We start from the raw sequence: 24,685 nt of genomic DNA, 5'->3' as shown, positions 1-24,685 counted from the left end.
CGCGACGGCACAACACCACCCCGGCAGCGGGTCACTGCCGACCCGGATCGACGCCCGGCTACGCCGAGTCCCGTACGACCAGCGCCGGTTCGAAGACCACGGAGGTGGCCGCCCCGTCCGGCTTCTCCAGCCGTTCGATCAGCAGCCGGGCCATCTCGGCGGCCATCGCCTCCACCGGCTGGCGGACCGTGGTCAGCGGCGGGCGGCAGGCGGATGCCGCACTGCTGTCGTCGAAGCCGATCACAGCGACGTCCTCCGGCACTCGTTTGCCGTGTTCCCGCAGCACGTGACAGGCGCCCATCGCCATCAGGTCGTTGGCCGCGAACACCGCGTCCAGGTCGGGGTGTTCGGCCAGCAGTCGTTCCATCGCCGCCTCGCCGCTCTCCTGCGTGAACTGCCCCTCGGCGATCGGGATGTACGGGTGCCCGCTGCGGGCCATCGTGTCGCGGAAGCCGGCCAGCCGCTCCTGGCCGGCCGGTACGTCGAGCGGCCCGGTGATGGTCGCGATGCGACGGCAGCCCCGCGACAGCAGATGTGCGGCCGCCAGCCCCGCACCGTCCTGGTGGGCGAGGTCGACATAGCTGATCCGGACCGGGCGGGCGGGGCGCGCGTAGAGCACCGCGGGCAGCCCCGCGTCCGTCAGCAGGCCGGGCAGCGGGTCCTCCGCGTGGGTCGAGACGACCAGGGCGCCGTCGGCGCTGCCCTGACGGAGGAACGAGACCACGTCCTTGCGGGCCCGTGATGTCTCGGCGAACATCAGCACCGGGTGCATCCCGCGCGGCCGCAGGTAGTTGACCACCCCGGTCACCACGCGGCCGAAGAACGGGTCGGCGAAGATCTGAGCGGTGAAGGCGGAGCCGCTGTCGGGTTCGCCGGCCTCCGCCGGACCGGCCCCGGCCGGCGCACCGTCCGCCGGTTCGGACTCGACCCCGGCGCCCGAGACCACCAGCGCGATGGCGTCGGTGCGCCGGGTCACCAGGGAGCGGGCCGCGCGGTTGGGGGCGTAACCGGTGAGAGCGACCGCCCGGCGCACGGCCTCCTGGATCACCGGGTCGACATTGCGTACTCCGTTGATCACTCGGGAGACGGTGGCGCGGGAGACGCCGGCCGCCCTCGCCACGTCCTCAAGAGTGGGTGTACCGGCCGAGCGCAGATCTTCCGTCATGAGCGCATTTATAGCATCAGCGGAGAGCGCTCTCCAGCTTGATCCGTCTCCTCGGGAACGCCGCTGCCGGGCGGGAGCGGCCCACCGGCCGTTGCCAGCGTCGCGGTGAGCGGCAGTTCGCCCGCCGAACGGCCGCCCAGCAAGGTGAACTCGCCGGCCTCCGTCTCCCATCCGTGCCGCTCCGGTGACCAGTGCGCCAGGGCCCGCCCGGACACCCGCACCACCGCGACCGCGCTTTCCCCGGGCTCCGCCTCGACCGCCGCGTACCCGATCAGGCGCCGCACCGGCCGGTCGACCGTCGATCTGTTTCTGGCCACGTAGACCTGCACCACCTCGCGGCCGCGCCGCCGGCCCGAGTTGCGTACCCGTATCTGTACGTCGAAGGGCTCCCCGGCCCGCACAGCCGCCGGGGCCGTCAGTTCCTCGTACTCCCAGCCGGTGTAGCCCAGTCCGTGGCCGAACCAGTAGGCGGGAGCGGCCCCGGAGCGCAGCCAGGCGCGGTAGCCGATGTGCAGGCCCTCCTCGTAGTGGAGCCGTCCGTCGGGGCCGGGGGCGGTGTCGAGCACCGGGACGTCGTCCTGAGCGGCGCCCCAGGTGGTCGGCAGCCGGCCGCCGGGCTCGGACCGGCCGAACAGCACGTCCGCCAGCCCGCCGCCGGCCTCCTGTCCGGGGAACCAGGCGAGCAGCAGTGCGGGCACCCGGGCGTGCCAGGGCAGGGCGACCGGGCCGCCCGCGTTCACCACGACCACCGTGCGCGGATTGGCCCGCACCACGGCCCGTACGAGCGCGTCCTGCCCCTCCGGCAGGCCGAGGCTCTCGCGGTCGTGCCCTTCCGACTCGCTCTGCTCTGTGGTGCCCACGACCACCACCGCGACATCTGCCGCGCGCGCGGCGGCCACGGCCTCGGCCAGCGCGGAGGCGGCTTCCCCTGCGGGCGGGGCGGCGGCGAGGACGGTCGCGACGCCCGAGTGCGGTGCGAGTGAGCGCCGCGCCACCACCTCCACCTCCTCGCCCGCGGCGAGTCCGGCCGACGCGCAGTGCTCGGGAGGGGCGACATGGACCCGGGTCGGATCGTCGCTGTCCAGTGGGAAGGACCCGGAAAGCACCTCCCGGCCGCCGACGGACAACGAGATCGCGCCCCAACCGCCCACGGCCCAGGTCCATGTCCCGCCCACGGGGGGCCGGACCAGGGCCCGGATCTCCACGGACGCGGCGCCCGCGACCACGACCGAGGGCTCCACGATCCGGCCCGACAGCCGGTGCTCGGAGTGGAGTTCGGCCCCGGCCGCGTCCAGCAGCCGTACGAGTACGCCCGGTTCACCGGAACGGGGATCGCGCGACCAGTCCCGGGAGAGGGGCCGGGGCCGGGACGACGGCGGCAGACCCGGCCGGTACGTCACCGTCGCGGCCCCGTCGAGCGCCTCCTCGATTCCGGCGAGCGGGGTCACCACCGCGTCGGGGAACACCTCCGCACTGCCGCCGCCCTGGATCCGTACCGCCGTGGCGTGCGGGCCGATGACCGCGACCGACCGCAGCCCCGACGGGGCCAGCGGCAGGAGTTGTCCGTCGTTGCGGAGCAGTACCGAACCGGCGGCGACGGCCCGCCGCAGCAGTGCCCGCTGGGCGGCGGGGGCCACCGCGGGCCGCCACGCGGGCCGGGGTGATCCGAGCGCTCCCGCCCGCGCCGCCAGCCGCAGCAGTCGCCGTACCTTGTCGTCGACCACCTCGGCGGGCACCAGCCCCCGCTCCAGCGCGGTGAGCAGCCCGGCCTCCCAGGGGCCCACGGGGCCGGGCATGGCCAGGTCCTGTGCGGAACGTGCGGTGTCCAGGAGGGTGCGCACACCGCCCCAGTCCGAGACCACGGCTCCCTCGAAGCCCCAGCCGCTCTTGAGCGGTCTGTCCAGCAGCGGGGAGGCCGACATGGTGACGCCGTCGACCTTGTTGTACGCGGACATGACGGCCCAGACGCCGGCCTCCACGGCGGCCTCGAAGGGGGCGAGGTAGACCTCGTGGAGGGTCTGTTCGTCCATGCGGACGTCGACGCTGAGCCGGTCCGTCTCGGCGTCGTTGGCGACGAAGTGCTTCGCGGTGGCGGCGACCCCGCCGGACTGGATGCCCCGGATGAGTGCGGCCCCGGTCCGCCCGGTGAGGAGCGGGTCCTCGGAGAAGCACTCGAAGTGCCGCCCGCCCAGCGGGGACCGGTGCAGATTCAGGGTGGGGGCGAGGAGTACGTCCACGCCCTTGCGGCGGGCCTCCGACGCGAGCAGCGCACCGAGATCCGTGAGCAGCCGCTCGTCCCAGGAGGCCGCCAGCGCGGTCGGGGAGGGGAGCACGAGCGAGGTCTCGCGCTCGTCCCATGTCTCGCCGCGCACCCCCGCCGGCCCGTCGGAGAGGGTGAGGGGCCGCAGTCCCACGGCCGGTTCGGGGTGGGTCCGCCAGGTGCTGGCACCGGTCAGCAGACGCACCTTCTGCGCTGCGCCGAGCTTCTCCAGCAGCGGATCGATCTCTTCGTCCGTCATGACGGCCATGCCCCTTCACCCAGCGCTCCCCGGAGCCGGAGAGCGCTCTCCCGTACTGCCTGGCTCAGCGTCGCTGGCCGGTGTCGGCCGTGTCAATGGGGAGCGCCTGCACGGGTGCGGAGGCGGGTGACGGGTCGCACTCTTGTCATCACCCGCTGTCAGCACATAAGTTGACCGCTTGCGACGTGTCCTACAGCCAGTGGGGGAGCCAAGTCATGGCCGCGAACGGACGGCACCGCAGATACCAGCCGAGCCGCATCAACCGTGCCTCGCTGACGGTCACGGCGGGCGGTGCGGGGCTGGCGCTTCCGCTCATCGCCGCCACATCGGCCGGTGCCGCGTCAGGGGACGTCTGGGAGAAGGTGGCCGCGTGCGAGTCCACCGGAAACTGGCACATCAACACGGGTAACGGCTATTTCGGCGGGCTGCAGTTCACCCGGTCGACCTGGGCGGCATACGGCGGCGCGCAGTACGCGCCGCGCGCCGATCTGGCCGGCCGGGACCAGCAGATCGCCGTCGCGGAGAAGGTCCTGAAGGGCCAGGGGCCCGGCGCCTGGCCGGTCTGCTCGACGCGAGCGGGTCTGACGCGCGGCGGGGACTCTCCCGACATCCATCCGCAGACGGAGCGGACGGCCAAGGCCGCGGCGCCGAAGCGGGCGGCCGCCGAGGCCCGGACCGGGACCCCCGCGAAGGTGCAGGCGCGGCAGACCCCGGCGGCCGCCACACCCACATCGGTGCCGGGCAAGCGCGACTCGTACACCGTGGCCGGCGGCGACTCGCTCTCCGGCATCGCGGCCGAGCGCGATCTCGGCGGCTGGCAGCGGCTGTACGCCGCGAACCGCAAGGTCGTCGGCGACGACCCGGATCTGATCTTCCCCGGTCAACGGCTGAGTCTCGATCTGGCCGGGACCCCGCGGGTGGGTACGAAGACCGCACCGAAGGCGAGCACGAAGGCCGTCCCGAAGGCGGACCAGCGGCCCGAGGCGACGCCCGAGCCGAAGCGGACGACGCAGGCGCAGCGGGCACACCCGAAGCAGGCGGCACAGCCGAAGCAGCAGGCGAAGCCGAAGGAAGAAGCGAAGCCGAAGCAGCAGGCGAAGCCGAAGAAGACCGGCACGGCCAAGGTCCAGCGGACCGAGAAGCACACCGTCACCGCCCCGATCGAGGCCCGGACCGGCACCCAGTACCGGCAGGCCGGCTCCTGGTCCAGTGGCTATCACACCGGCGTCGACTTCCCCGTCCCCACCGGCAGCTCGGTCAGGGCGATGGCATCGGGCACGGTCGTCACGGCGGGCTGGGGCGGGGCGTACGGCTACCAGATCGTCATCCGGCACAGCGACGGCAAGTACAGCCAGTACGCGCATCTGTCGTCGCTCCACGTGCGCGCCGGACAGCATGTCAGCGGAGGGCAGCGCATCGCGCGCTCGGGCGCCACAGGCAATGTGACGGGGCCGCACCTGCACTTCGAGGTCCGTACCGGCCCCGAGTACGGCTCCGACATCGATCCGCTGGCCTACCTGAGGGCGGGCGGCGTCAAGGTCTGAAGCGTCCCGCCCTGTCCGGAGTCATCGGCCGGAGCGGCCGTGCCGGCAGCGGTGGGCAAGGCGGTGGAACCTGCGGATGGCCCGGCGCGCCTTGCCGTGCCGGTGTGCGGCAGCAGCACGTCCGGCCCGAACTCCACCCGGCGCTCCAGCGGCATCCGTGCAGGCAGCGACAGCGGCGTGGGAAACGTTTCCACGGCCGAGGGCCCCGGCCCCGCGGGCTCGGGAGACGCCACCACGGCCGAATCCACCAGGGCCGGCCGCCGCGGAGTGCCCGCCGGATCGGCGGGCCCGCCGAAATCCCCGGCACCCGCGCCGGGGACGGGGGATGCGCCGGATACGGGGGAGTCATCACGGGATACGGGCAATGCGTCGGATTCGCCCGCGGCAGGAGAGGCGGCAGGCGAAGGGGCGGGAGAGACGGCCCCTGTGGGAGGCGCTGACGCTGACACCGCGTCCTCCCCGGCCGGCCGTTCCCCGTAGCCGTCCGCCGCCTGCTGCCCCTGCCGGCGCTCCGCGCCCATCCGTTCCGTGGTCAGCAGGATCAGCCCGCCCGCCGCGACGACGCCGCAGGCGAGGGCGAGCAGTGTGCCCGCGGTGCCGTGCCGGAACTGCTCGCCGAACAGCGTGATGCCGACGGCCGCCGCAACCACCGGGTTCACCACGGTCACCGTGGCGAGCGGGGCGGTCAGGCCCGCGCCCCGGTATGCCGCCTGGGACAGCAGCAGACCGGTGGCCGCGAGCGCCGCGATCACCAGCAGGCTCGGCAGCCCGGTCCCCACCGAGCCGGCGGTCCACTCCATGGCCACGGTCTTCGTGAACACCGAGGCGATACCGAATGCCACACCGGCGCCCCCGGCCAGGACCACACTCCGCATCACGGGCCGGCGCATCGCCTTCGCGATCAGGATGAGCGCCGCCACCGCACCGAAGGTCACCGTGCCGAGCATCAGCTGCTGCGGACCGCCCAGCGTGTGCGCGTCGGAGCTTCCGGTGAGGGCCAGCAGGCCCGCCAGCCCCAAGGTCGCCATCACCGCGCCGCGCCAGGCCGTCGCCCCGGCCCTGCGGCGGACGAAGAGAGCGGCCATCGGCAGGGCGAAGACGATGGTCAGGGCGCCGAGCGGCTGCACGAGGCTGAGCGGGCCGTACGCCAGCGCCACGACGTGCAGCACCGCACCCACTCCGTTCAGTGCCACGGCGGCCCACCAGACCCGGTCGCGCAGCGGAGCGAGCGAGCGGCCGTCGGAGGCCGTGGCGACGCGCTCCTGGACGATCGCGCCGGCCGCGTAGGCGACCGCGGAGACCAGTGACAGCAGCACGGACAGCGCGAGGGAACTCATGTACACCACGATGGCCCTTCAAAGCCGCCGCGTCGTCGTCCTTGAGACGGCGATCCGGCGTACTGCTTTGGTAGTACGGCAGTGGTTACGGTGTCCTCCTCCCGACGGTAGTCCCCCCTGCGACCGACGTCAGAACGATCATCCCGTACGGATACGGTGAACCGCGAGCCGTGGCACTCCTGGTGCCCGCGGCGTCACGACCGGTGGCCGGGGAAGCGGAGGCGGCAGCACGATGGACAAGCCGGAAGCGGCCTCGGTGGGCGCGTTCTTCACACTGGGGACGCCGCCTTCGCCGGACGGCGGACGCGATGCGCTGGCCTGCCTTTACGCGGGGGAGACCGCAACGCTCGCCGCCCGGATCGACGCGGTCTCCGAGCGCCTCGGCACGTCCGAGCGCCGGGTCGCCGTCTCCGTGGCACACCTCGGTCTTGCCGCGCGGCTGTGGTCCACCGCGCTGGGGCCGGCGTCGCTCTCTGGCTGCTTCCCCGACCTGCGGGCGCAGTCCCTCCACTGGGACCCGGCCCGGCAGGCGCCCGACGACCTGTGGACGGAGTCCGGCGCACTCCTGCCGGGCACGGCCGCCCGGATCCGGGACGTCGTCCAGTACGGCCATCTCGAACCGCTCGCCGCGACGATCCGCCGCGGCACGGCCGTCTCGCCCCGGCTCCTGTGGGGCAACGCCGGATCGGCCCTGGCCGGAGCCGTACGTCAGCTGACCGGCTGGGCGCGCGCCGAGGGCAGGCCGGACGTCGCCGCACGCGCCCGCGCCCTGGCGGCCGAGCTCTTCGACCACCCGGATCTGCGGGACAGCGGAGCCCCGCACGGTCCCGGTTTCCGCCGGCGCACCTGCTGTCTCTACTACCGCGTTCCGGGTGGCGGGCTGTGCGGTGACTGCGTCTTCGACAGCGCGCCCGGAACACCCGGGCGCCCCGGAGGGCTCGGGGGTCCCGGCAGGGCCTGAGGCAGACCCTGCGGGTGCCGGGCACAAGCGCTGCCGGGCTGCGCGGCGTCGTATTCCGGTGGGCGAAACCGCTGGTGGCGGGCGTGCCGGAGAGCGGCGCGGCGGGGCCGCCCGCTGCCGCGTTCCTCGCCGAAGTGCCGTGTGTTCTACCGGGTGTTGCTCCCTCCGAAAGGGGGGTTGTCATGCACCTGGACAGCGCCGCGTCCGTCGTGCTGTCATGCCAACTGCCATTCCTTCCAACGTTGTACATCCTGTTGCAACGAGCCGCCACCCTTCCTCACAAGGAGGATCCGTGCGCATCAGAAACAAGCTGGTCCTGCTCCTCGCCGCCGTCGTCGGCGCCGCGGGACTGTCCGCCGTACCCGCCGCGTCGGCGGCCGACCAGAATCCCACAGGCGCCGCCGACGTGCACGGGCTGAAGGGGGAGTACTACACCCAGTCCGCCCCGGGCGCCTTCGACTTCGGGGAGCTCAAGGCCACCGGATTCGACCCCTCGATCGACTTCCCGACCCTCGAATCGCGGCTGACCTCGGCCACCGGACAGGCCGACGACGCGAGCATCCGGTGGACCGGAAAGATCGTGCCGGAGAAGTCCGGTGCCCACACCTTCTCCATGATCGGGGACAACGGCTTCCGTCTCTGGATCGACGGAAAGCCGGTCATCGACCACTGGGTCGACGACTGGGAGAAGGAACAGACCTCCCAGCAGGTCGAGTTGACCGCGGGGAAGGCCTACGACTTCAAGGTCGAGTACTTCGAGCACGAGGGCGGGTCCAATCTCCATCTGAAGTGGACCGAGCCGGGCGGCACCAAGGTCCCCGTCCCGCAGTCCGCCTTCCGGCTGCCCGACGACTTCGCGTACGACGGGGCCATCGCCGCCACCGTGCTCGCCGACGGCCGCACCCTCAAGCTGGACTTCGCGCAGAAGCTCGGCAGGCTGCCGGCCGGTCTGGTGAACCACCTGGACGCGGTGATCGGCGGGGCCGAGTGGCCGCTCGGGGCGGCCAAGGCCGACCCGAAGGACGCGCGCAGTCTGACCGTCGCCCTCAAGGAGCCGGTCGTCGGCAACAAGGCCGGAAACGCCACCGGCCTGGCCGACATCCGCTACGACGGCGAGGGCTCACTCGCCGGCGAGGACGGCAAGCAGGTCGGCGCCTTCTGGTCCAGCGGGCCGAACCACTCCACGCACGAGCTGACCACGAAGTGGGCCGACGAGGTGGGGCCGAAGAACGCCCTCCCCGAGTACCCGCGCCCCCAGCTCACCCGTGACAACTGGCAGAACCTCAACGGCTCCTGGGAGTTCGCCGCGGCGAAGGCGGGGGAGCAGCCCCCGGTGGGCAGGAAGCTCGGCGAGAAGATCCTCGTCCCGTACCCGGTCGAATCCCAGCTCTCCGGGATCGAACGCCATGAGGACCGCATGTGGTACCGCCGGACCTTCACCGTCCCGAAGAACTGGAAGGTCGGCTCGGGCAAGCGGCTCCAGTTGAACTTCGGTGCGGTGGACTGGCAGGCCGATGTCTACGTCAACGGCCACGAGGTCGCCGAACACAAGGGCGGCTACGACAAGTTCAGTGCCGATGTCACCGACGCGCTCAAGCCCGGCCGCACCCAGGAGCTGATCGTCGGCGTCTACGACCCGACGGACGCCGAGGACGGCGAGAACCCGCCGATGGGCAAGCAGCGCCTCGACCCGAGCGGCATCTGGTACACCCCGTCCTCCGGCATCTGGCAGACGGTGTGGATGGAGCCGGTCGCCGCCGACCACGCGGACTCGCTGAAGATCACCCCGGATGTCCCGGGCGGCAGTGTCACCGTCGAGGCGCGCGGCGTACGGGACGGCGTCCCGGTCACCGCGACTGTGTACGACGGCAAGCGCAAGGTGGGCACCGCCACCGGCCGCAGCGGATCGGCGCTCAAGGTGCGCGTCCCGCACGCGCACCTGTGGTCCGCGGACGATCCGCACCTCTACCAGCTCGAGGTCACCGTCGGCTCCGACCGGGTCGGCAGCTACTTCGGGATGCGGTCCATCTCCGTCGAGAAGGTGAACGGCACCCCGCGCACCGTCCTGAACGGCAAGCCGACCTTCCTCATGGCCACCCTCGACCAAGGGTTCTGGCCGGACGGGCTGCACACCGCGCCCACCGACGAGGCCCTCGCGTACGACCTGAAGATGCACAAGGAGATGGGCTTCAATTCGGTCCGCAAGCACATCAAGGTCGAGCCCGACCGCTGGTTCTACTGGGCGGACAAGCTGGGCCTGATGGTCTGGCAGGACATGCCGGCGATGAACACCGTCAACCCGTCGGCCGCCGCCCGCACCGAGTACGAGCACGAGATGAAGGAGATGATCGACGAGCACGACAGCCACCCGTCCGTCGTCATGTGGGTCACCTTCAACGAGGGCTGGGGCCAGTACGACGAGGCCCGCATCGCCGACCAGGCCAAGTCCTGGGACCCGACGCGCCTGGTCAACAGCATGTCCGGCATCAACCTGGGTGTCGACGGAGGTACCGGGGACATCATCGACGAGCACGGCTACCCGAGCCCGGCGCTACCGAAGCCCGACGGTCAACGTGCCCTGATCAGCGGTGAGTACGGCGGACTGGGCCTCGCGGTACCGGGCCATGCCTGGGCCGTCCAGCAGTCGTACATCGCGGTCGACCCCGCCACCTACACCGACGACTACCTGGCCAAGCTCGACGAGGTGCACGCGCTCGCCTGCAAGGGCAGCAACGGCGCGGTGTACACGCAGATCTCGGACGTGGAGGGCGAGCTGAACGGACTGCTCACCTACGACCGCAGGGTCGTCAAACCCGATGTGAAGCGGGTGAAGGCCGCTCAGCAGGCCCTGATCCGCGACGCGTCGAAGCCCGACGTGGCGGGATGCCCCGCCGCCTGAGCTGTGCGGCCCGCTCCGGTCCGTCCCTCGCGGGCGGGCCGGAGCGGGTCCGTCCGACCCCTTGACGGGGGCCGACGAGGAACCAAGAATGATCGCGCTCTGACAACGTTGTCCGAAGGAGTATCCCCATGCACCGGACCCCACGGCCGAGACTGCGCGGCCCGGCGGCCGCACTCGCCGCCGTCGCGCTCCTGGGCGGTGTCCTCACCACTGGGGCCACGGCCCAGGCCGCGCCCCGCACCGACGGCCGGCTGACCGATCTGGTCAACCCCTTCATCGGCACCCAGAACGAGGGCAACACCTACCCCGGTGCCTCTGTGCCCTTCGGCATGGTGCAGCTCTCCCCGGACACCGGCCACAACACCGGTTACGACTACGGCGAGGACCACATCCGCGGCTTCTCAGCGGTGCATCTCTCCGGCGTCGGCTGCGGTCTGGGCGGGGACCTGCCGACCCTGCCCACCACCGGTGACGTCACGGAGACCGACTACGCGAAGTATGCGGCCGAGTTCAGCCACGACGACGAGAAGGCGAGCCCCGGCTACTACAAGGTCGGGCTCAAGACCGGCATCGACGCGGAGCTGACCGCGACACAGCGCACCGGCGTGCAGCGCTACACCTTCCCGGCCACCGACAAGGCCAACGTCCTGCTCAACGCGGGCCAGTCGCTGCACAAGACGCTCTCGTCCAAGGTCGAGATCCTGGACAACCGCACCGTGCGCACCGCGATCACCGGCAGCGGCTTCTGCCAGGACACCAAGCCGTACACCGTCTACACGGTCACCCACTTCGACCGGCCGTTCACCACATCGGGCACCTGGAACGGCGACACCGTCACCGAGGGCACGAAGAAGTCCTCGGCCACCGACGCCCGCAACGGCGCCTGGCTGCGCTTCGACACCAGCAAGGACCGGACCGTCGAGGCCACCACGGCCCTGAGCTACGTCGACGCCAAGGGCGCGTCGCTCAACCTCCGTGCCGAGGGCGGCCGCAGCTTCGACCGTGTCGAGCGCGCAGCCCAGCGCAGCTGGGAGGACCGCCTCGAAGGCGTGAAGGCGCAGGGCGGCAGCGACGAACTCCGCCGCACCTTCTACTCCTCCCTGTACCGGTCCTTCCTGGCGCCCAACGTCGGCAGCGACGTCGACGGCCGCTACACGGGCTGGGACCAGAAGAAGCACCGCGCGAAGAACTTCACCTATTACCAGAACTGGTCGCTCTGGGACACCTACCGCACCCAGGCCCAGCTCCTCTCGCTGCTCGCCCCGCGCGAGTCCCGCGACATGGCGATCTCCGTGCTGCGGATCGACGCCGAGAGCGGCTGGCTGCCCAAGTGGGGCTATGGCACCGTCGAGACGAACATCATGACCGGCGACCCGGTCACCCCCTTCCTCACCAACGCCTATCAGCAGGGTCTGCTGAAGGGATACGAGGAGGAGGCGTACCGCGCCCTGAAGAAGAACGCCGACGGGGTGCCGGCCACCGACTCCGCACCGGTCGGCCGTGAAGCCAACGTCGAGTACCTCAAGGACGGCTTCGCCCCGTACATCAAGGACCGCGAGCACGCCAAGCCCGGTGACTCCGACTACGACCACGGCGCCTCCGCCACCCTGGAGTACGCCCTGTCCGACGGCATGCTCGCCGAAATGGCCCGCGACCTCGGCCACGACGCCGACGCCGCGCGCTACGAGGCCCGCGCCCAGAACTACCGGAAGATCTTCGACCCCTCGACCGGCTTCTTCCGCGCCCGTGACGCCGGCGGCGCCTTCACCGGCCCCGTCGACCCGGCCGAGAGCGAGGGCTTCCACGAGGGCACGTCCTGGCAGTACCAGTGGATGGTGCCGCAGGACATCCCCGGCATGGTCGACCTGATCGGCGGGAAGGACGCCGCCAACCAGCGCCTCGACTCCTTCTTCGCGTACGACAAGCTGCTGGCCGACCCCGCGAAGACCGCGCGTGAGGTCTGGGTCAACGGCCCGTACGCGTACTACAACGCCGACAAGTACAACCCGCAGAACGAGCCCGACCTCATCGCCCCGTACACCTACCTCTCCACCGGCCAGCCGTGGAAGACGACCGATGTGGTCCACGCGGCCCTGACGCTCTTCACCAACGGTCCGACCGGCATGACGGGCAATGACGACCTGGGCACCATGTCCGCCTGGATGGTGCTGTCCTCGATCGGGGTCTTCCCGGTCCAGCCCGGGACCGACACCTGGGGGCTGTCCACCCCCGCGTTCGAGCGCGTCGACATCAAGCTCGACCGCCGGTACTACCCGCACGGCTCGCTCACGGTGAGGGCGCCCGGCGCATCGGACACCGACCGCTACATCCAGTCGGCCCGGCTCGACGGTGCTCAGCAGTCGCGCACCTACCTCACCACCGACGACATCCGCTCGTCCCGCTCGCTCTCCTTCACGGTGGGCAGCGAGCCGTCGGCCTGGGGCACCGCGCCCGAGGACGCTCCGCCCGCGCTGGGCTGACCCGACCACGCCGCACATGAGCCGAGCGCCCTTCCCCGCCGTACGAGGGGGAAGGGCGCTCGGCGTCGTGATGTGTCAGGCGGGCAGTGGCGGATCGGCTGCCTCGGCGACCGTCGGGAAGACGGGGAGTGCGCTGTCGAGCCCCAGCAGCCCGATGAGCCGCTCCATGAACGGCGACGGCGCGGCGAGCCGCAACCGGGGGCCCAGCAGGGTCTGGCCCTGCAGAAGCACGTTCACGGTCGTCGAGTCCGCGAAGCTCACATCGGAGAGGTCGACGACGACAGGCGCCCTGCCGTCCGCCGCCGCGCTCTCCAGCGCGGCGCCGAGCGGGGCGACATTGTCCATGTCGAGGTCACCTGTCACGGCGAGCACCAGCGCTCCCCGGTCCTGCCGTGGGACGATTCTCATGGCTCTGCCTGCACTGGGGGATGGAAGCACATTCACCTCGTGATGCACTGGGTATCGGGGGAGAACGCCGGTTGTGGTGGACGGCCCGGTGCAAGTCCGTCCCTGCTCGCGGCGGGTGTGGGCAACGATAGAAGTAATAGTTGCCATTTGACAACATTCTCCAGGGGTAACAATCTGTACCCCCAATGATCAACCGGGGCGATTCCGGGGGAAGTGCCCCGGCTAGCGGAAGCAGGGGCTGGATGAGGCTAGGCGCTGTCCGCAATGTCCGCTCGGAGCCGGTCTGCCGGGCTCCGGCCGCCGGTGAGCCGCTGCGAGGCGGCCGAGCGGAAGGCGGCGAGCCCTTCGGCGAGCGCCGCCACGTCGGCGGGCTGCATCCGCTCCAGTACGGCGGAGAGCTCACGGGTGCGGATCGTCCGGCACTCCTCCAGCAGAGCGCGGCCCCGGCCGGTCAGCCGCAGCTCGACCTCGCGGCGGCTTGTCGGGCTCGGGTCGCGCTGGATGAGGCCCATGGCCTCCATCCGGTCGCAGAGCCGGCTCACCGAGGGCGCGCGCGAGCCGAGCGCCTCACCGAGCGAGCGGAGATTGCTGCCCTCCTGCTTCTCGATGACGAGCAGGGCCCGCAGCTGCGAGGGCGAGACCGTCCCGGGAGGCGCGGCCTCCTGGCCGCGACCCCACAACACCTCCAGCAGTTCGGAGGCGGCGCAGACGTCCTCGGACACCCGCTCGAGGCGGTGAGGGAGACCGGTGCGGTGGGGCATCCGTCCACTCTGTCACTCGCGACGTCCTCCTGTCAGCCCGGCCCTGTCCCCGTCACCCGACGAAGAATGAGCGGAAGACCGTGAACGCCCGTACCGAAATCGAGAGAGCCGTGCGCGCGGCCGCGCCGCACGCCCTGGTGGAAACGGTGCGCGGAGCACTCGCCACCGCGTACGCCGCCCGGTCCGTGCAGCTGCTGCTGGCGGACTACGGGATGACCGTCCTCAAGCCGGTCGGGCCCGCACCGGGGCACGAAGGCCCGCTGTCGATGCACAACAGCCCGCAGGGCCGGGCGTTCGGCAGCCAGCGCCCGCACGAGGAGCCTGCCGGGAACGGCGAGGCCGACCACCATTTCCCCGTGACGGTGCGGGGCGAGCGCCTCGGTGTCCTCACCGTCCGCCTCCCGGCCGCAGGCTCCACCCCCCAGACCATGGACGAGCTGGCCCATGTGGCCGACCTCCTGGGCCACGAGATCCTCGTCGCCGAACGGGACACCGACCACTACCAGCGGGCGCGCCGGACCACCCGGCTCACCCTCGCCGCCGAGATGCAGTGGCAGCTGCTCCCCGCGCGGGCGTTCACCGCGGCGGAGTACGCCATCGGTGCCCAGCTGGAGCCGGCTTACGCGATCCACGGGGACAACTTCGACTGGGCGGCGGACGGCGACCACCTGACCGTCTCCGTCACCAACGGAATGGGCGAGGGGATCCAGGCCTCCCTGCTCACCAACCTCGCCGTGAACGCCCTGCGCAACGCCAGAAGGGCCGGGATCGGCATCGAGGACCAGGCGGCCCTGGCCGACCAGGCACTCTACGACCAGCACCGCGGCAGCGCCCATGTGTCGACGCTGCTGCTCCGCTTCGACCTCGCCACGGGAACGGTCGCCGCGGTGGACGCGGGCTCCCCGCAGCTGTGGCGGCTGCGCGGCAGGACGGTCGCCCGCGTGGACTTCGATGCCCAGCTGCCGCTCGGCATGTTCGAGGAGTCGCAGTACGTCGTCCAGAACCTCCGCGTGCTCCCCGGCGACCGGCTGCTCCTCGTCAGCGACGGCGTGTACGACACCGTGTCACCGCTCGGCGAGGCGTACGTGGAACGCGGACTGGCCCGGGCCGTCCAGGCCACAAGGCTGCTACCGGCGGCATCGGTACCGGGCGCCGTCCTGCGCGAACTCACCGACTACCGCCAGTCGGAGGCGCTCGACGACGCGCTGGTGGTCTGCATCGACTGGTTCGGCCGGCAGCGGAGCGAGGGCTGACCGCGTGGCGGGGCGCCGAGGGCGGATCAGCTGCTGAGCATGAACTCCGCGCGGATGCGCTTGCCGACGGGCACCCGCTCGGCCGTCACCCGGTCGCACAGCGCCACGATGATCTCCATGCCATGACCGCCCAGCCTGCTCGGGTCGGGGGAGTAGAAGACCGGGAGCGCGCTGCTGCTGTCGTACACCGTGACGCTGATCCGCTCGGCGGTGCCCTCCAGCTCCAGCAGATACGGGCCGTGGCTGTAGCGCTCGGCGTTGGTCACCAGCTCGCTCACCGCGAGCATCAGGTCGTTACGGGTGTGGGCGCCGAGCACCGCCATCCATTCGGACACCAGGCGCGCGAGAAAGCGGTCGGCCAGTGCCCGCGCCTGGGAGATGCACCCCGGCTCGCCGTCGAACACCTCGGCGCTGTGCAGTGCCTCCGTGGGCGGACAACTCGTGGGGGAGTCGTCCGGCCGGGAGATGGCCTGTTCGTTCATGTGCTCCAGCCAGGGCGCAGCGGGGGAGGCTTTCGACCTCTCTTCTCGCTGCTCGTGTACCCGCCTCCGGAGATCCCACTCCGGGCAATGCGGGGAGAAATTATGGACGTCCGGGAAGCCGCACCACGGTCAGGAAGAATTCGTCGATCTGACGGACTGCCGCGATGAACTGATCGAGGTCGACGGGCTTCGTGACGTAGGCGTTGGCGTGCAGTTTGTAGCTGCGCAGGATGTCCTCCTCCGCTGAGGACGTCGTGAGCACGACCACGGGAATGAGGGAGAGCTCCGGGTCCTGTTTGATCCGTTCCAGCACCTGGCGGCCGTCGTACTTGGGCAGGTTCAGGTCGAGCAGGATCAGATCGGGGCGCGGGGCCTCGCCGTACTCGCCGCGGCGGTAGAGGAAGTCGAGTGCCTCCTGCCCGTCGCGGACCACGGTGAGGGTGTTGCGGATCTTGTTGTCCTCGAACGCCTCGCGGGTCATCAGCTCGTCGCCGGGGTCGTCCTCGACGAGGAGGACCTCGATGGGCTGTACGGGGCTGGTCACGCGGCGTCTCCGGGAATCTCGGCGGGTTCGGTGGCGTCGGTCTCGTCCCCGGCCGCAGCCGGGGAGTCGTCGTCCGCGGGCAGGCTGAAGTGGATGCGGGTGCCGCGGCGGGGTTCGGGATCGAGCCAGATCCGGCCGCCGTGGAACTCGACGATCTTGCGGCAGAGGGCGAGCCCGATGCCCGTCCCGTCGTACTCGTCGCGGGCGTGCAGCCGCTGGAAGATGACGAAGACCTTCTCGGCGAACTCGGGAGCGATCCCGATGCCGTTGTCCGTGACGGTGAAGTGCCAGACGTCCTCCTCCCGCACACAGCCGACGGTGATCACGCACGGCTCGTCCGGGCGGCGGAACTTCACGGCGTTGCCGATCAGGTTCTGCCAGACCATCCCGAGCGCCGTCGCGTCACCGTGCACCTCGGGAAGCGGGTCCGTCCGCACGACCGTGGTGCCTGACTCCTCGATGCCCAGTGCCAGATTGGCGAGCGCCCGGTCCAGCGAGTGGTCCAGGTCGACGGTGTTCCAGCTGTCGTGGACCCGCCCCACCCGGGAGAAGGTGAGCAGGTCGTTGATGAGTACCTGCATACGCTTGGCACCGTCGACCGCGAAGTCGATGTACTGCTTGCCGCGCGCGTCCAGCTCGTTCCCGTACCGCTTGTCCAGCAGCTGGCAGAACGACGCGACCTTCCGCAGCGGCTCCTGGAGGTCGTGCGAGGCGACGTACGCGAACTGCTCCAGCTCGGAGTTCGAGCGGCGCAGCTCCTCCGTCTGCTGTGCCAGCAGCTCCTCGCGCTCCTGGGAGGCGTCGAGCTCATCGACCAGCCGGCGCCGCATGCCCTCGACGGCGGCGGAGACCGCCCGTACGTCGGAAGGTCCCCGCACCTCGATCCGGCGGCGGAAGGTGCCGGAACTGACCCGACGGGAGGCCTCGGCCAGCGAGTTCAGCGGCCGGCCCACCACCCGGTGGAGGAGCAGGCTGAGGGCGATCACACACAGTACGAAGCAGGCCACCAGCGCTGTCAGAGCCCGGTCGCGGGTGATGCGGGCGTCGTTGAGCTGGGCGCGTGCGTGGTCCCTGGCGTCGTCGAGATGGGACTGCTGGGCGCTGTAGAGCTGCCGCAGCGTGTCGAAGGCGGCCTTGCTGTCGGCGGTCCTGGCGGATCTGCGGCCCTGCCGGCCGTCGCGGTGGACGGCGGCGATCAGCGGTTCGGCATGCACCTTGCGCCACTGCGCGGAGGCCGCGGCGATGCGGTCGAGATCGCGGGCGTAAGGCTCCTCGTCACCCATGGCGGAGCGGACCCGGGCCAGGCGCACCCGCTCGTCGCGCTGCCCGGCCGTATAGGACTGGAGAAGCGAGGGGTCGCCGGTGAGGGCATAGCCGCGGACGCCCGACTCCTGGTCGAGCAGCGAGTTCTGCAGCTGGAAGGAGACGGCGCGGGCCGGCTGGATGCGGTCCACCAGCTCGGTGGTCCGGTCGGATATTCGGGCCAGCACGAGCCCGCCGACGACCAGGCAGCCGCACACGACCAGGACGAAGCAGCCCAGGATCAGATGGACCCAGTTCTGCACCGACAGCCGGGCCAGCCGTCCGGGCTGCCGCGGGGTGCCGTCCGATGAGTCACTGCTCATGAGGTGTCCTTCTCCACGCGAGATGCAGCACGGCCACGTCGTCGGCCAGGCCGCCGTAGGGAGCCGCTCCCTCAGTGGCGCCGGCGACCAGCGCGTCGACGAACGGCCGCGCCGGCAGATCCGACTTCTCCCAGGCCATGGCGAGCAGACCCTCCTCGCCCAGCCGGGTGTCCGGCCCGGTGCGCCCCTCGAACAGGCCGTCGGTGAAGAGCACGAGACCGGAGCCCGGCGCCAGCGGGTAGCTGGTCGAGACCCATTGGCCGTGGCCGGGCAGCAGCCCGAGCGCGATGCCGCCCTCGGGCTCCACCCACTCGATGCCGGTGCCGTTGCGCAGCAGCAGCCCCGGGTGTCCCGCCCTGACGATCGTCACGTGGTCGCCGGCGGGCGGGAAGACGAGCGAGGTGACGGTCGCGAAGACATGGGGGTCGGACCGTTCGGCGACGAGGATCGCCTCCAGCAGCGAGAGCTGTTCCAGCTGGTCGGTGCCGCACAGCACCGCGGTGCGCCAGGCGACCCGCAGGCACACGCCGAGAGCGGCCTCGGCCGCGCCGTGCCCCGACACATCGCCGATCACGGCGTGCACCGTGCCGTCGGACGTCTGCACCACGTCGTAGAAGTCACCGCTGAGCAGTCCGTGGGCGCGGCCCGGCTCGTAGCGGGCGACCGCCTCGAACCCGTCGTCGTTGAGCAGCGGCACCGGCAGCAGACCCCGTTCGAGGCGGGCGTTCTCCTGGGCCATCTGCTGGTTGGCGCGAAGGGCGGAAGCGGCCCGCTCGACCTGCTTGCGCTGGAGGGCGTAGCGGACCGCACGGGACAGTGCCTGTGGGTCGAGCCGCCCCTTGACGAGATAGTCCTGCGCACCGGTGGCCACCGCGTCGAGCCCGGCCTCGGCCTCGGCCAGTCCGGTCAGCACCACGATGGCGGCGTCCGGGGTGGTCTCCACGATCTGGGTGACGGCGCTCAGTCCGTGGACGTCGGGGAGGTGCAGGTCCAGCAGGACGCAGACGGGTCTGCGGTGCCCGCGCAGGAAGGTCAGGGCCTCGGTGAGGGTCTTGCACCAGGTGAGCGCGGAGTCCAGCTCGCCGTCGGCGAGCATCTCCTCGACGAGCAGGGCGTCGCCCGCGTCGTCCTCGACCAGGAGGATGGAGGCGTTGAGGTCCCACACGGAGGGCCGGCCGGCCGACTGCGACCCGGTCTGTGCCGGAAAAGTGGCCCCGACCGGGTGCGGGGCGTGGGAGTCAGTGCGCATCTCAGCCACGCTTCACCCTCTCGTTCCGACCGAGCGGGCCGCCCGCCGTCGCCCCGCAGCATATGTGAACGGCGCCCGCCGCTTCGCGGTCGGGCGCCGTTCAGGCGCTGCCCGGGGTGAAGCGGCCGCGGTGGTTCAGCGGTCGGTTCAGGGGCGGAGAGATCCATGTGAGGGGAAGCTCATGTGCCGGAGGTCACGCCTCGACGGACATCCCGGCGCGCAACCGCTTGACGATACGTGCGAGCAGCCGGGACACATGCATCTGGGAGACCCCGAGCTCGGCACCGATCTGGGACTGCGTCATCTCCTGGCCGAACCGCATCCGGACGATCCTGCGCTCACGGTCGTCGAGCTGCTCCAGCAGGGGCGCCAGGGTGTGGAGGTTCTCGACGGTCTCCATCCCGGGATCGGCCTCGCCGATCACGTCGGCGAACGGCCGCTGGTCGTTTCCGGAGTCAGTCTCGGCCGAGGGCGTGTCCAGCGATCCGGCCGAATAGCCGTTGGCCGCGACGAGCCCCTCGATGACCTCCTCCTCGGGCAGATCGAGGAGGGCGGCGAGCTCCTTGACGGTCGGATCGCGGTCCAGCTCGGCGGAGAGCTGCTCCTTCGCCTTCGCGAGATCGACCCGCAGCTCCTGGAGCCGACGCGGCACGTGGACCGCCCACGTCGTGTCGCGGAAGAAGCGCTTGATCTCCCCGACGATGTAGGGAACCGCGAAGGTGGCGAACTCGACGTCACGCGAAAGGTCGAACCGGTCGATGGCCTTGATCAGCCCGATCGTGCCCACCTGGATGATGTCCTCGGTGTCGTCGCCACCGCGGTTGCGGAACCGTGAGGCGGCGTACCGCACCAGCGAGAGGTTCATCTCGATCAGGGTGTTGCGTGCGTACTGGTGCTCGTGCGTGCCCTCTTCGAGTGTCTGGAGCCGGTCCAGGAACAGCTTGGACAGAGCACGCGCGTCCTTCGGGGCCACCTTTCCGGTGTCCTCGATCCACGGCAGTTCCGAAGCCCCCGTACCGCTATGCGCGCCATCCTGCTCGGACAGTGTGCGCCCGCCGTCGAGGATGGTGCCGGTCCGCTCCGTCGTGCTCGTCATGGTGTCGCCCCTCCATGTCGCTAAGTGCGTCGGACATCGTGTGCCCCGCAATGGCGAGGTCATGCCCCGTGGATGCGAATTCCTCGCAGTCACCGGAGTGGCGCCTGTGTGAATTGTCGGGTATGCGGATTTTGGTGAGCGTGCCGGCCGCACCCTGGCCGAGGCAGGAGCCGGTGTACCGCCTCAGACACTCGAATGGACCAGCGCCCGGAGCATGGCAGACTTGACGGGGGCGTTCGGCCCGCAGTGCGGCGGCTTCGCGCAGAAGCCCGCGGCCGGGCCAGTCCCGTGGATGCCAGTCCTCGTGAGCCCGGCACGGCGGCGCGCCACGGTCCGCCGAGACAGTCCGGCGGCACAAGTGACAGAGGAACGGCAATGACGGTGACAGAGGACAGCCCGGAGCTCGCGCCCGGTATCGAGGAGTTCGGTCCCGGTATCGACCCGCAGCGGCTGGCCGTCTGCCTGAGCGTGCTCGACGAGCTCGACACCATCGACGTCGACCACCCGGACGCCATCGCGGTGCGCCGCGCCACCGCCGGTGTCTACCGGACCGTGAAGCAGCGCCGCCGCCAGGAGCGCCGAGCCGCCAAGACGGCGCACGACAAGGCCGTCACCGAGGCCACCGCGACCGGTTCGGCCGAGCGGATCGACGACGAGACGCAGGGCGTCCTGCCGTCCTCCTCCGCCTCCGCCGAGATCGCGGGGGTCCTCCAGCGCCCCCGCTCCTGCTACATCTGCAAGACGCGGTACGTCGAGGTCGACGCGTTCTACCACCAGCTCTGCCAGGCGTGCGCCCGGGAGAACCGCTCCCGTCGCGACGCCCGCACCGATCTGACCGGGCGCCGGGCGCTCCTCACCGGCGGCCGCGCCAAGATCGGTATGTACATCGCGCTGCGGCTGCTGCGCGACGGCGCCCACACCACCATCACCACCCGCTTCCCCAACGACGCGATCCGCCGCTTCAAGGCGATGCCGGACAGCGACGAATGGATCCACCGGCTGAAGATCGTCGGCATCGACCTGCGTGACCCCGCCCAGGTCGTCGCGCTCGCCGACTCGGTCGCCGCCGAGGGGCCGCTGGACATCCTGATCAACAACGCCGCGCAGACGGTGCGCCGTTCGCAGCAGGCGTACAGCGAGCTGCTCGGAGCCGAGTCGGCTCCGCTGCCCGCGGGCGAACTTCCGGCCTCCGAGGTGATCGGGACCTTCGGCAGCGGCGCCGTCGACCGCGTCGCCGCGCTTCCGGCCGCCCGCACGGAGGGGCTGAGCGCGCAGGACGTCACGGAACTCGCCCTGGTCACCGGCTCCGCCTCGCTCGAACGCATCGCCGCCGGCACCGCGATCGACGCGGGTGGGCTCGTCCCGGATCTGCACCACAGCAACAGCTGGATCCAGACAGTCGACGAGGTCGAGCCGATCGAACTGCTCGAGGTCCAGCTCTGCAACTCGACCGCGCCGTTCATTCTGATCAGCCGGCTCCGCCCGGCGATGGCCGCGACCGCCGCCAAGCACTCCTACGTGGTCAACGTCTCCGCGATGGAGGGCGTGTTCGGCCGTGGCTACAAGGGCGCGGGGCACCCGCACACCAACATGGCCAAGGCCGCGCTGAACATGCTCACCCGCACCAGCGCCCAGGAGATGTTCGAGAAGGACGGCATCCTGATGACCGCCGTCGACACCGGCTGGATCACCGACGAGCGGCCGCACCCCGACAAGATCCGGCTGGCCGAGGAGGGCTTCCACGCCCCGCTCGACCTGGTGGACGGGGCCGCCCGCGTCTACGACCCGATCGTCCGCGGCGAAGCCGGCGAGCCGATGCACGGCTGCTTCCTCAAGGACTACGCCCCCGCGAACTGGTAGCGGTACCCGCAGCACCCGTAGAACGCTGTCGAAGGCCCGGCCAGGGAACCCTCCCGGGCCGGGTCTTTTCTGTGCCCAGTGGCTGAAAGTGACCCAGAGCACACGTTCCATCGAGCATGTATGCGCTCATTTGGTTACTCTGAGGGGAACGGACGCCACCAAGGGATCCACGAAGGTTCCTCGGCCGTCCTGGGGCAGGCCTGTCAACCAGGCCGCCGTCCCGCCCCGTACCCGGCGCCACCGCGACCGAAGCTGATCCTGCCCCTGCCCCTCATGCGGGCGGTCGACTGCCGGTATCGAAGCCGGAACGTCGGCGACGCCCGGGGTAACGCGACACAAAGGAGTGCGCGGTGACGACACCGGAACTGACGAAGCACGAGAACCGACCGGCCGAACGGCACGGAGAGCGGGCCCGCAGGCCCGAGAAGCTCCGGAACATCGAGGTCTGGGCCAGGTCGGCACCGATCCGGCTGGCCGGCTACGAGGACGACCTCGCCGAGCCGCACATCCTGCCCGGCATCGACTGAGTGCTTCACCACCGAGCTCCGGCCCGCACCCCGAACAGGGGCGCGGGCCGGAGCTCGGCCGTGTGGCGGGTGCCGCTCAGAACGCCGCGCGGGCCACGGCGGCCCCGGCGAACGACAGGCCGACGCCCGCGCCCACGGTGAGCAGCAGATAGCCCGCAGCCAGCGTCAGACGACGGGCCGAGGTCAAGGTCAGCAGTTCGTAACTGAACGTCGACCACGTCGACAGGGCCCCGCAGAACCCGGTGGCGAGCAGCAGATTGAGCCGTGCGCCCAGATCGCCGCCGGCCGCCGCCTCGGCCACGAAGCCGAGGAACAGGGCCGCGCCGGCGTTGGCGGCGAAGGTTCCCCACGGGAAGGCGCTGTGCAGGCGGAACTTCGCGTCGACCCCGAGGTAGTAGCGCAGCGGTGCGCCGACCAGTCCGCCGGCGATGACGAGCAGCCAGTCGGTCATGACGCGTCATTCCCCGGGGCGTAGGAACGCCCGAAGGCGAAGTGGGTGGCAAAGGCGCCCGCGGTCACGGCGGCCAGCGCGGCCGCCACCGTCAGCACCAGGCAGCCGACCGCGTATCCCGGCTGATGGTTCTCGAAGAGCTGCCGGACGTTGTCCGTGTAGTGCGAGAACGAGGTGAACCCGCCGAGTACGCCGGTGCCGAGCAGCGGGCTGATGAGTCGGGGAGCGCCGGGGAAGCGCAGCTTCATGGTGACCATCAGGGCACCCATGAGGAAGCAGCCCACCGTGTTGACCAGCAGAATCGTCCAGGGGAAGGCTGAAGGGCCGGTCGGCCAGAGGCGTTCGGCGCCGTACCGGGCGACGGCTCCGGCGGCGCCGCCGATCGCGACGGCGCCCACGACCGACAGCTGCACCCCCGGATGGTGGTCGGGGTGGCTGTGGCGGTGCAGCAGCATCTTGGACATTCCGTGAATCTACGGATCCGGCCGGTGTGGCCGGGGCCGAGCGCGCTGGCGGGCCGGAGTACGTACCCGGCCGGCCTAGCCAATTCTCACTCAGCGCGATAATCGCATCACTCTGTGTCTTGATGGCGTGTGTAGGTATGCCCCTCCCGGCTCGCTGGTTCGTGGGGGGTGTCTCGCTGTCGAGCCGCTGGAGTCAGCCTTGCCACTCGCCGAGCCGGAAATCGTCCGGCGGCTGGAGAGCCGCCAGCCGTACGCGTACATCCTTGCCTCCCTGCGGGGCATCGGGCAGGTCGACCTGCAGCCGGCACTGCTCACCGGCGTGGCGATCCTCGTCGCGTTGTGGGTATCGGGCTGGGAGAACGGCCTCTTCGCCACACTCGGCACCCTGATCGCCACCGCCACCGCCTACGCCCTGGCGGTCGACCGGACGGGCATCGCGCTCGGCCTCCAGGGATACGCGGGCTGCCTCACGGGCATCGCCCTCGTCTCCTCGCTGGGTAACCATCTGTCCACTTATGTGCTGACCGTCTTCGGCGCCGTCATGTGCACCCTCCTGATGGCCGCTCTGAGTACGTTCCTCACTCCCTACGGACTCACGCCGCTGACCGCGCCCTTCTGTCTGGTCTCCGGAGTGATGGTGGTGGGCGCGCCCTCGTTCGCCCGGGTCTGGCACGGCGCCCCGGCCTCCGTGGCCAGCACCACCACCGGCGAGACCGCATGGACGTGGCAGGCCGTGTGGCACGCGTTCTTCAACAACATCTCGCAGGTCTTCCTGATCGAGAGCTGGTACGTCGGCCTGATCATGCTCGTCGGCCTCGCCCTGGCCGGCCTGCGCGTCGTGCTCTACGCGGCGGCCGGCAGCGTGATCGGCATCGTCGCCGCGTGGGTGCTGGGCGCACCGACCGAGCTGATCGCGAACGGCATCTACGGATACAACGCGGTGCTCGTGGCCATCGCCGTCGGTGCGGTCTTCATGGCGAACACGGTCTGGACCGGCGTGTACGCACTGTTCGGCGCGGCCGTGAGCACCGGGCACACGGCCGCGCTGACGTCCTTCTTC

At 71.0% G+C, this 24,685-nt stretch carries 20 protein-coding genes; 8 read left to right on the top strand and 12 right to left on the bottom strand.

Annotated elements, in window-relative coordinates; all coding sequences use genetic code 11:
* Positions 1-58 precede the first annotated feature (58 nt).
* Together ACFVW8_RS26590 and ACFVW8_RS26585 are read right to left on the bottom strand one after the other, a co-directional pair.
* Entirely contained in the window at positions 59-1,165 is a 1,107-nt protein-coding gene (locus ACFVW8_RS26590; protein WP_389694205.1) for a LacI family DNA-binding transcriptional regulator, read from the bottom strand.
* Positions 1,166-1,173: 8 nt separating this feature from the next.
* The gene (locus ACFVW8_RS26585; protein ID WP_389694203.1) at positions 1,174-3,693 is read right to left on the bottom strand and encodes a glycoside hydrolase family 3 C-terminal domain-containing protein; all 2,520 of its coding nucleotides are present in this window, start codon (positions 3,691-3,693) and stop codon (positions 1,174-1,176) included.
* Between the two features lie 206 nt (positions 3,694-3,899).
* On the opposite strand from ACFVW8_RS26585, the gene ACFVW8_RS26580 reads away from it, so the two are divergent.
* The gene (locus ACFVW8_RS26580; RefSeq protein ID WP_389694201.1) at positions 3,900-5,228 is read left to right on the top strand and encodes a transglycosylase family protein; all 1,329 of its coding nucleotides are present in this window, start codon (positions 3,900-3,902) and stop codon (positions 5,226-5,228) included.
* On the opposite strand, the gene ACFVW8_RS26575 is transcribed toward ACFVW8_RS26580, so the two are convergent.
* Positions 5,198-6,574, bottom strand: coding sequence for a DMT family transporter (locus tag ACFVW8_RS26575; protein WP_389694199.1), 1,377 nt, complete (start codon positions 6,572-6,574; stop codon positions 5,198-5,200). The genes ACFVW8_RS26580 and ACFVW8_RS26575 overlap by 31 nt on opposite strands.
* A 223-nt stretch (positions 6,575-6,797) precedes the next feature.
* Between ACFVW8_RS26575 and ACFVW8_RS26570 the strand changes: the two genes are divergently transcribed.
* The 3 genes from ACFVW8_RS26570 to ACFVW8_RS26560 all read left to right on the top strand — a co-directional run bounded on the left by ACFVW8_RS26570 (position 6,798) and on the right by ACFVW8_RS26560 (position 12,905).
* Positions 6,798-7,526 carry a (2Fe-2S)-binding protein gene (locus tag ACFVW8_RS26570; protein WP_389694197.1) on the top strand — a complete coding sequence of 243 codons (729 nt, stop codon included), beginning with the start codon at positions 6,798-6,800 and terminating at the stop codon, positions 7,524-7,526.
* 217 nt (positions 7,527-7,743) lie between these two features.
* Complete coding sequence (locus tag ACFVW8_RS26565; RefSeq protein ID WP_389694195.1) at positions 7,744-10,425, top strand: PA14 domain-containing protein; 2,682 nt, start codon at positions 7,744-7,746, stop codon at positions 10,423-10,425.
* Positions 10,426-10,553: 128 nt separating this feature from the next.
* Entirely contained in the window at positions 10,554-12,905 is a 2,352-nt protein-coding gene (locus ACFVW8_RS26560; RefSeq protein WP_389694193.1) for a GH92 family glycosyl hydrolase, read from the top strand.
* A 75-nt stretch (positions 12,906-12,980) separates the two neighbouring features.
* On the opposite strand, the gene ACFVW8_RS26555 is transcribed toward ACFVW8_RS26560, so the two are convergent.
* Positions 12,981-13,313: an STAS domain-containing protein gene (locus ACFVW8_RS26555; RefSeq protein ID WP_389694191.1), complete on the bottom strand. Its 333-nt coding sequence runs from the start codon at positions 13,311-13,313 to the stop codon at positions 12,981-12,983.
* Positions 13,314-13,561: 248 nt separating this feature from the next.
* Entirely contained in the window at positions 13,562-14,074 is a 513-nt protein-coding gene (locus ACFVW8_RS26550; RefSeq protein WP_389694189.1) for a MarR family winged helix-turn-helix transcriptional regulator, read from the bottom strand.
* Between the two features lie 80 nt (positions 14,075-14,154).
* Here ACFVW8_RS26550 and ACFVW8_RS26545 point away from each other — a divergent pair, with 80 nt between their 5' ends.
* Positions 14,155-15,327 (top strand): PP2C family protein-serine/threonine phosphatase, encoded by a 1,173-nt coding sequence (locus ACFVW8_RS26545; protein ID WP_389694187.1) that lies wholly within the window; start codon positions 14,155-14,157, stop codon positions 15,325-15,327.
* Positions 15,328-15,353: 26 nt separating this feature from the next.
* Here the strand turns inward: ACFVW8_RS26545 and ACFVW8_RS26540 are convergent, their stop codons facing one another.
* The 5 genes from ACFVW8_RS26540 to ACFVW8_RS26520 all read right to left on the bottom strand — a co-directional run bounded on the left by ACFVW8_RS26540 (position 15,354) and on the right by ACFVW8_RS26520 (position 20,323).
* Complete coding sequence (locus tag ACFVW8_RS26540; protein ID WP_389694185.1) at positions 15,354-15,809, bottom strand: ATP-binding protein; 456 nt, start codon at positions 15,807-15,809, stop codon at positions 15,354-15,356.
* Between the two features lie 100 nt (positions 15,810-15,909).
* On the bottom strand, positions 15,910-16,353 hold the full coding sequence (locus tag ACFVW8_RS26535) for a response regulator (protein WP_389694183.1): 444 nt from the start codon (positions 16,351-16,353) through the stop codon (positions 15,910-15,912).
* Complete coding sequence (locus ACFVW8_RS26530; protein ID WP_389694181.1) at positions 16,350-17,978, bottom strand: ATP-binding protein; 1,629 nt, start codon at positions 17,976-17,978, stop codon at positions 16,350-16,352. The genes ACFVW8_RS26535 and ACFVW8_RS26530 overlap by 4 nt, the downstream gene beginning before the upstream one ends.
* Positions 17,968-19,227: a PP2C family protein-serine/threonine phosphatase gene (locus ACFVW8_RS26525; RefSeq protein ID WP_389694179.1), complete on the bottom strand. Its 1,260-nt coding sequence runs from the start codon at positions 19,225-19,227 to the stop codon at positions 17,968-17,970. The genes ACFVW8_RS26530 and ACFVW8_RS26525 overlap by 11 nt, the downstream gene beginning before the upstream one ends.
* A gap of 193 nt (positions 19,228-19,420) precedes the next feature.
* Positions 19,421-20,323: an RNA polymerase sigma factor SigF gene (locus ACFVW8_RS26520; protein WP_389694177.1), complete on the bottom strand. Its 903-nt coding sequence runs from the start codon at positions 20,321-20,323 to the stop codon at positions 19,421-19,423.
* 375 nt (positions 20,324-20,698) lie between these two features.
* Between ACFVW8_RS26520 and ACFVW8_RS26515 the strand changes: the two genes are divergently transcribed.
* Both ACFVW8_RS26515 and ACFVW8_RS26510 read left to right on the top strand, forming a co-directional pair.
* Entirely contained in the window at positions 20,699-22,183 is a 1,485-nt protein-coding gene (locus tag ACFVW8_RS26515; protein WP_389694175.1) for an SDR family NAD(P)-dependent oxidoreductase, read from the top strand.
* A 350-nt stretch (positions 22,184-22,533) separates the two neighbouring features.
* Positions 22,534-22,710: a hypothetical protein gene (locus tag ACFVW8_RS26510; protein ID WP_389694173.1), complete on the top strand. Its 177-nt coding sequence runs from the start codon at positions 22,534-22,536 to the stop codon at positions 22,708-22,710.
* A gap of 76 nt (positions 22,711-22,786) precedes the next feature.
* On the opposite strand, the gene ACFVW8_RS26505 is transcribed toward ACFVW8_RS26510, so the two are convergent.
* A complete protein-coding gene (locus tag ACFVW8_RS26505) occupies positions 22,787-23,161 on the bottom strand; it encodes a fluoride efflux transporter FluC (RefSeq protein ID WP_389694171.1) in 375 nt (124 codons plus the stop codon).
* Positions 23,158-23,616, bottom strand: coding sequence for a fluoride efflux transporter FluC (locus ACFVW8_RS26500; RefSeq protein ID WP_389694217.1), 459 nt, complete (start codon positions 23,614-23,616; stop codon positions 23,158-23,160). Before ACFVW8_RS26500 ends, ACFVW8_RS26505 begins: the two co-directional genes overlap by 4 nt.
* Before the next feature lie 208 nt (positions 23,617-23,824).
* On the opposite strand from ACFVW8_RS26500, the gene ACFVW8_RS26495 reads away from it, so the two are divergent.
* The coding region (locus ACFVW8_RS26495) for an urea transporter (RefSeq protein WP_389694169.1) at positions 23,825-24,685 on the top strand (861 nt) is incomplete at its 3' end.

This window comes from Streptomyces sp. NPDC058221 (assembly GCF_042882365.1).
GTDB lineage: Bacteria > Actinomycetota > Actinomycetes > Streptomycetales > Streptomycetaceae > Streptomyces.
The sequence above is the reverse complement of the archived record's forward strand: the minus strand, read 5'-3'. Positions and strand labels throughout refer to the sequence as shown.

Coding starts and splice junctions, on each gene's coding strand:
- ACFVW8_RS26515 (WP_389694175.1), top strand. CDS start 20,699: ATGACGGTGACAGAGGACAGCCCGGAGCTCGCGCCCGGTATCGAGGAG.
- ACFVW8_RS26580 (WP_389694201.1), top strand. CDS start 3,900: ATGGCCGCGAACGGACGGCACCGCAGATACCAGCCGAGCCGCATCAAC.
- ACFVW8_RS26540 (WP_389694185.1), bottom strand. CDS start 15,809: ATGAACGAACAGGCCATCTCCCGGCCGGACGACTCCCCCACGAGTTGT.
- ACFVW8_RS26530 (WP_389694181.1), bottom strand. CDS start 17,978: ATGAGCAGTGACTCATCGGACGGCACCCCGCGGCAGCCCGGACGGCTG.
- ACFVW8_RS26500 (WP_389694217.1), bottom strand. CDS start 23,616: ATGCTGCTGCACCGCCACAGCCACCCCGACCACCATCCGGGGGTGCAG.
- ACFVW8_RS26590 (WP_389694205.1), bottom strand. CDS start 1,165: ATGACGGAAGATCTGCGCTCGGCCGGTACACCCACTCTTGAGGACGTG.
- ACFVW8_RS26525 (WP_389694179.1), bottom strand. CDS start 19,227: ATGCGCACTGACTCCCACGCCCCGCACCCGGTCGGGGCCACTTTTCCG.
- ACFVW8_RS26520 (WP_389694177.1), bottom strand. CDS start 20,323: ATGACGAGCACGACGGAGCGGACCGGCACCATCCTCGACGGCGGGCGC.
- ACFVW8_RS26570 (WP_389694197.1), top strand. CDS start 6,798: ATGGACAAGCCGGAAGCGGCCTCGGTGGGCGCGTTCTTCACACTGGGG.
- ACFVW8_RS26550 (WP_389694189.1), bottom strand. CDS start 14,074: ATGCCCCACCGCACCGGTCTCCCTCACCGCCTCGAGCGGGTGTCCGAG.
- ACFVW8_RS26585 (WP_389694203.1), bottom strand. CDS start 3,693: ATGGCCGTCATGACGGACGAAGAGATCGATCCGCTGCTGGAGAAGCTC.
- ACFVW8_RS26505 (WP_389694171.1), bottom strand. CDS start 23,161: ATGACCGACTGGCTGCTCGTCATCGCCGGCGGACTGGTCGGCGCACCG.
- ACFVW8_RS26555 (WP_389694191.1), bottom strand. CDS start 13,313: ATGAGAATCGTCCCACGGCAGGACCGGGGAGCGCTGGTGCTCGCCGTG.
- ACFVW8_RS26565 (WP_389694195.1), top strand. CDS start 7,744: ATGCCAACTGCCATTCCTTCCAACGTTGTACATCCTGTTGCAACGAGC.
- ACFVW8_RS26560 (WP_389694193.1), top strand. CDS start 10,554: ATGCACCGGACCCCACGGCCGAGACTGCGCGGCCCGGCGGCCGCACTC.